The 5,867-nt window shown below is 48.6% G+C and carries 7 protein-coding genes; all 7 read left to right on the top strand.

Annotated features, from left to right (window positions below):
* Positions 1-1,128: cysteine peptidase family C39 domain-containing protein (locus tag KDH83_RS28895; RefSeq protein WP_212322151.1), on the top strand; the 1,128-nt coding region annotated here is incomplete at its 5' end.
* Entirely contained in the window at positions 1,125-1,481 is a 357-nt protein-coding gene (locus tag KDH83_RS28890; RefSeq protein WP_212322144.1) for a hypothetical protein, read from the top strand. The genes KDH83_RS28895 and KDH83_RS28890, both read left to right, overlap by 4 nt.
* Before the next feature lie 1,030 nt (positions 1,482-2,511).
* Entirely contained in the window at positions 2,512-2,868 is a 357-nt protein-coding gene (locus KDH83_RS28885) for a hypothetical protein (protein ID WP_212322142.1), read from the top strand.
* Positions 2,869-3,433: 565 nt separating this feature from the next.
* Positions 3,434-3,787, top strand: a complete 354-nt coding sequence (locus tag KDH83_RS28880; protein ID WP_212322140.1) for a hypothetical protein — start codon at positions 3,434-3,436, stop codon at positions 3,785-3,787.
* Between the two features lie 222 nt (positions 3,788-4,009).
* Positions 4,010-4,324 carry a hypothetical protein gene (locus tag KDH83_RS28875; protein WP_212322133.1) on the top strand — a complete coding sequence of 105 codons (315 nt, stop codon included), beginning with the start codon at positions 4,010-4,012 and terminating at the stop codon, positions 4,322-4,324.
* 515 nt (positions 4,325-4,839) lie between these two features.
* Positions 4,840-5,175, top strand: coding sequence for a hypothetical protein (locus tag KDH83_RS28870; RefSeq protein WP_212322131.1), 336 nt, complete (start codon positions 4,840-4,842; stop codon positions 5,173-5,175).
* A 71-nt stretch (positions 5,176-5,246) separates the two neighbouring features.
* Positions 5,247-5,657, top strand: coding sequence for a hypothetical protein (locus KDH83_RS28865; RefSeq protein ID WP_212322129.1), 411 nt, complete (start codon positions 5,247-5,249; stop codon positions 5,655-5,657).
* Positions 5,658-5,867: the final 210 nt, after the last annotated feature.

Genomic DNA, 5,867 nt, shown 5'->3' with positions numbered 1-5,867 from the left:
GCCACGATGACGAATGCTGCCTTGGCTGAGTTGGACAACAACACGTTGAATCCGAAACGGCACTTGGACATCATCGAGGCGCTGGCCAAGATTGACCAGTTGGGGCCGGAGCAGGAAGACGCATTGCTCCGTCGCTTGAAGCAAGCGCATGCCGAAGGCACGCAAGAAGCGATGGACCAAATGAAGAGCGTTATGGGGCCTGTCGGGATTCAACAGACGCGCGATGCATTGCAAGCGCTTCTGACAGAGCAATCCGCTTGCTCACAGGTTCCAGTCTGCGCGATGCACATCAAGAACTCCATCAAGGAGTTGGATACCCTGCTGACAGCTTACAAGACGCAGAGCGAGTTGACGCCGAAGGTAGATGGGGCGTTGATGATGTTTGATCTTGCGACTGGAATAGGGGCAATTCGCGGTCCGGTGCTGGACGCGATCCGGATGGCTGCTGTTCGCGCTAGTGGCGGATCCTTGGAGATGGCGGTCGCCAAGTCCGCGATTGGCGATGGTGTGCCGTGGGCGGTGCGGAATGGGGAGGTGCTCGCAACTGATGGGAGCGTGCTGGCGCGGCAGAATCCGCTGACCGGGAAATATGATCCTATATTGGAAAAGGGGCCATTCGGATCAGGGAATGGAGGAGGTGCAGGGGGAAATCCGCTGCTGAAAGACTCGATCCCAAGAAATACTGATCGCCTATTGGTGGATCAAGGATTAGTGCCCACGTGCGGCCACAATTCTTGCGGGATGGTATTGAGCACATTGGGTAAGGATGTGGATATAGGTACTCTGATTAATAGGGCTCCTCCAACTGAGCGGGGGATAACATCCGGGCGTGTTGTAGCTCTGATGGCCTCTGAGGGTGTGCCTGCCAGTGCTTACAGAATGAGAAATGTCGATGATCTTGCCAGATATACTTCAAATGGAACACCTGTAATTGTGCGGATAGTAGACAGCTCAGGGAAGACTGATTTTTCTCATTTTGTTGTAGTAGATGGCGTGACAACTAGAAATGGTAGGAAAGTGGTTGCCATTCGCGATCCCCAGAGTAATGGACAATATTTCAGTCCGGTTGAGACTTTTGCCAAGAATTTTACAGGTGACGTTGTTGTTCCTAGGAGTGCCTTTAAATGAAATTAAAAATTGATTTCCCAAAGAATATGATTACTGATAATTTGCTAAGGCAGGAGCGTATTCCGTGTTTGTGCAAAATAGCGAAGGATTTTGAGATTTGCTTTTCAGATACCGTTCCTAATTCATCTGGTGTTGTATTGGAATGGAATCGTGGGGAGTTGGAATTGAGGGCCCCAGCTGGGGCTGGGGGAAAATATACGCACTATTCCAATGGTTTGATCACATTGGGGAGAAATAACGAAGATTCTTATGAAATCGTTGATCTTGATATGTTCTACGATGATCTTGGTTGGTGCGCAGTTGTAAAGAATGGAGAATATGCTCCGCCAGGTGATTTTTGGGACGAGGAGTGAGTGTGAAATCAATTAGTATTTAATTAAATGGTATTGATTTTTGGAGAGCTGTTGGCTATTAATTTTGTTATGTTCTAGCTAATGGTGGGGCGCAATTAGGGTAGAGCCGATAAATTCCTTTGCCTGCTTCTGGTGCGCGGTGAAGGGGGGCTTTTTTTTATGAGAGTGCCTTAATTATTGGGCGGGTGTTCGTTTTTTAGTTGGTTATCGGGCGCGCTATTAATTCCGATCAAAGAAATAAAATATCTCCAATGTGTACTGAGATGGCATTCAGTTGAAACCGGCCACAAGCCGGTGTTTTCTCAAACAGCCTCGGTGAACAGTCCTCCGGGTGGAACCTATGGGCCTTGCCGATATTAAACATCTGCGGCGGGGTTTCGCCATTCACTATTCGGCCTTGATGCGAACGCTAGCTGAATGTTAGGGATGAAATCATAAGTATCGCTTTCCCTAAATGAGAATGCGCCATGAATAATGACTTGTTTAGTGATTTTTTGGAGTATGAGCTTAACGACGCTGTAAGAGTTGTGCTTGCCTCCGCCGTTAGAGAATCGATAACGCCAGGGGGGCGAGGTGTTATCAGGAATTTTGAATTTAACTGTTTCGACGTCCTCTTGGATTTTAGGCTTAGTAAGGCTACTGTGGAAGACGTACTGTCTACAGGCGCAGGCAGCGTGCAGATAATTCCGTTGCCGCTTTTTTTAGAGGCGTGCGGTTTGAGTTAACGGTGTAGAAGAGCGTGGTTTGTGCCGTTCAAAACTCCCTGCATTGAGCCGGTGATGTGAAAATTGGGCTGCACCAAGACAACTGACTTCATTTTCACTAAGGCATCAACTGTGTTGTATCGATCTTCAGGCTCAATTTGGATGAACGCAAACGCCTGAATTTATAGCGCTGACATCTACTTGATGCCGATCCCAGGCCAGTGTTTATTCAAGCTGGCATTCCTATGGGCTACGGTATTAGCCCCGTAGTTACGCTTATAAATAACTTCACGAGCGAAGTGGTTGGTCCTCGGGGAGGAATTTTAATGAAATTAAAGATTGATTTTCCAGAAAATTTGATTACGGATGATCTTCTTAAGCAAGAGCAAATTCCGTGTGTATGCAAAATATCAAACGAATTTGAAATCCACTTTTCGGATACGGTTCCGAAGTCGTCAGGTCTTGTGTTGGATTGGGATCGTCAAGAGTTGGAATTAAGAGCAGTTGCCGGTGGGGGAGGAGAGTATACGCATCATGCTAATAGCCTAATTACGCTCAAAAAAATCGATGTTGATTGTTACGAAATTATTGATTTGAGGATGTTTTATCGGTGTTTCGGGTGGTGCGCTATCGTAATTGACGGTGCATACGCCGCTCCTGGAAATTTTGGGGATGAGGAGTAAAGTTGGAACTTTTCGGCGGTCAATGTGAGACCTATTGGCTGTCATTTGAGTGACTTACATCTGAATGGGAAAAACGTTGTTCAATTTTCATCGTGTAGGGAGCTTGGATAGTTGCGAATTGAGTCGCTATCGATTCGGTACGTGGTCCGTGTCTCTCTGGTCATCATTTGACAGTTTAAGAGAGTTCGGTGCGAGGAAGGATTTAGGTATTCAAGTTCTTGAGCGTGTGTGCAGCCACGCGCGAACAAGTTTATGGGTGGTGTTTCAGTCGAAAAAATCAGACCAAACGCCATATACAGCGCCCACGTCGCCACCCTAAGCTCACTCTGCTCATGAATCCTCATGAGTCCGGTTTGGCGATCGGAACTGCGTAAGTTGGACACATCTACGAGGTATCTGCATCGGCGTGCCTAGCGGTTTCTACGGGCGGGCGATTGCAGGAAGGGGTTCATCCCCTGCCGGTTCCTTACGCATCGGTTCGCCAATCCTGCTTTCTGTCCGCCCACCTCATTTGGCGATGAGTAGTGGGTGGATCCAGCGTAAAGAGTTGGAATTGGCTACCCAATTGAACGAGTACCCCCTTTCCGAACGCCGTTGGCGCGTACCGGGTATGGAAGAGTTCGGCACAGTCGCAATGGCGCGTGTGCACGATGTGGAACGTACCCGCCACGCGATAGAAACCATCGTGCGGGTTGTAGGCAACGACGCGAGTGAGTCAACTGCAGGCGGTTCGCAGTCGTTGGACCGATGGACAGTCATCAGCCTGCTCGGCGGCGTTGAAAGCCTGTGCGACTACTTGGGCTATGTGACCGAGGCAATGCTCGAACAGGCAGATCACGCGTCGGTTTCGGAGCGCAAACGCGTCTGGCGGCGTCGGCTGCTGGCGAATGGCCTTCTCGACGAGCTGCGAGCCACCTAGACGGCATTGATATTGGAAGAGCATGGGCGGTGGCTATAAGGTCGCGGTCTTCCGATTGACGTGATCGTCTTCGGGGGCAGGCCAGTCCTACAATCACGAGCGCCCAAATACGGCTCTGGGCGGATTTAACCCCCCCCTCAAACAGTGGCTGGCCATGGCCGCGTAGCGTTCCGACTTCTGGCAATCGCTAAGAATGGGGGCATTACCCATGGGACTAACACAATGAAGGAATTTGTTTTTTCGTGGGGTTCCCCCATGCCTACTAGGATGTGGGGGGATGTGCCTTTATTTAATCTGAGTGATAGTCACAATATGTTGAATTATTGCGATGAAAATGATGTGGCTGTACTTGGGATTGAAGGTTTTAAAATTGTGGGAAAAAAGAGAATTCCGGATCTGGAATGTGTTGCGGATTTCTCGTCCTTGGTGACGGCGGGCGAAGGGTTTCCTAGCCTATCAAGAAAGTCGGCCAGGAACTTTCTAGATTCAATCCAGGATCTCAATGTGTTTCTGGAATTTGTTTTGGTCACGGTTTGACGGAGCGCAAACGCGCCTGGCGGCGTCGGCTGCTAGCGAATGGCTTTGTCGACGGACTGCGAGCCACGTAGACGTCATTGGTGCAAGGGCAGTGGCTATATGGCCGCTGTCGTCCGATTAAAAGTGGTCGTCTCTGGGTTGCGACGCTGCCGACTGAACGCGTATTGGCCGAAGTTTCCTATGGAGCTATAGGCCGTTTCAGTATGGGAACTTGCTAGCAGGCGGGCGAATACATGGCCTGCGGGGCAGGCACAGCCGATGATCCGGTGTGCGGCCTAGATGCCGGGCTGGCACCTATACCGCCTTCGATACCCTGCAGAAGAAGGGCCGCACATAAGTGTGTGAGAAATTATGTAGTTGTCAATGGTACGACCTATCACGCGGAGGGCGCGTGGAGTGCAGGCACCTCACAATTCGGGACAAACTTTGGATCTTGATATTCCAGGGTATCCCAAAATACTTAAATCTCATAAAAAATGACTCAAGGGCGGATAGATAAGTACTTTGGAATTTCGATGGGTGAATGGATAGAACGGCTTCCAAATGAGTTGGATGTCGATGCTGTAGGTTTATGGCAAATAATTCCCGTAGGTGAGGACAGCTTCGGATTGTCAGGAACAGAATTGGAGTATTTTACGTATCAGTGCATCATGGCTCTTCTTCGAAGAGGGGCGGTTCCTGTGAAAGCCGCCAAAGATTATGCTGGCTGGATTGCTGAACCGACATATCAAGGTTCTCATGAAGCGGCTGCATATAAAATCGTCAGCGACTGGAGAGATCACAAACTCGTGCCTGATCATGACGGCCTCTGGTTCTGGTTGCCCTCGCAGCTCGTTCTCAGGGAGAATTAAGAGAGTTTCGCGCTGCCGAGTGAATTTTCTAAAGTGATCGGCTCCGAAAATTCTAAGCAATTTACAAGAGGATGATGATGGGGAGTGCAAGTTGCAGGGTTTTTATTCCAGAATCATTTCGAGATGCCTTCGCTGTTGTGAAAGATTCCCTTTTTGGATTAGGGGCTGTTTTAGAAAATCCTCTTACCAAGAAAATAACCTGCTGGACAGAAGAGGGTAATCAAATAGAGCTGAAAATAGATGAAAAGGGTGGCATTGGTTTTGTGGAGGGCGTAAATAATGCCCAGTTTTGGATAAGCGCAGGGGAAGATGTTTTTGTTAAATGGGTGAAGTTTGAGGAGGGCGTGGAGTTCTGTTTCTTTTTAAAAGGTGTTGATAAGATGTTTGCCAAGAAGATTGTCTCCATGCTTGTTGATATTGTTGTCGATAGATATCAATCTTCTTACGAAGAAAAGACGGTTTTTGCTATAGATTTTGATTGAAAATTTGGCTGATTTTGAGATGAGAATTCGTGGTGAGTTCTTAATTGAATTGCTTGAATGCGCCACTATCAGCGGGGGCTTACTGTTCTACAGCGGGAAGACGTAAATGGTTGTGCTGAGATGATATTCACCTGACACCGGCCCCAAGCCAGTGTGGGAGTGTCAGAAATTCCGTGTTCAAGGCGGGCTTAGGAATTACACAGAAGGCCT

The sequence above is a fragment of the Achromobacter sp. Marseille-Q0513 genome (assembly GCF_018195695.1).
In the GTDB taxonomy this organism is placed as follows: Bacteria; Pseudomonadota; Gammaproteobacteria; order Burkholderiales; family Burkholderiaceae_B; genus Achromobacter.
Note: the sequence above shows the minus strand (reverse complement) of the source record. Positions and strands in the feature narration are given on the sequence as shown.

Bases quoted from the DNA above. Each gene is read 5' to 3' on its own strand.
- KDH83_RS28890 (WP_212322144.1), top strand. From the start codon at position 1,125: ATGAAATTAAAAATTGATTTCCCAAAGAATATGATTACTGATAATTTG.
- KDH83_RS28885 (WP_212322142.1), top strand. From the start codon at position 2,512: ATGAAATTAAAGATTGATTTTCCAGAAAATTTGATTACGGATGATCTT.
- KDH83_RS28875 (WP_212322133.1), top strand. From the start codon at position 4,010: ATGAAGGAATTTGTTTTTTCGTGGGGTTCCCCCATGCCTACTAGGATG.
- KDH83_RS28870 (WP_212322131.1), top strand. From the start codon at position 4,840: ATGGGTGAATGGATAGAACGGCTTCCAAATGAGTTGGATGTCGATGCT.
- KDH83_RS28865 (WP_212322129.1), top strand. From the start codon at position 5,247: ATGATGATGGGGAGTGCAAGTTGCAGGGTTTTTATTCCAGAATCATTT.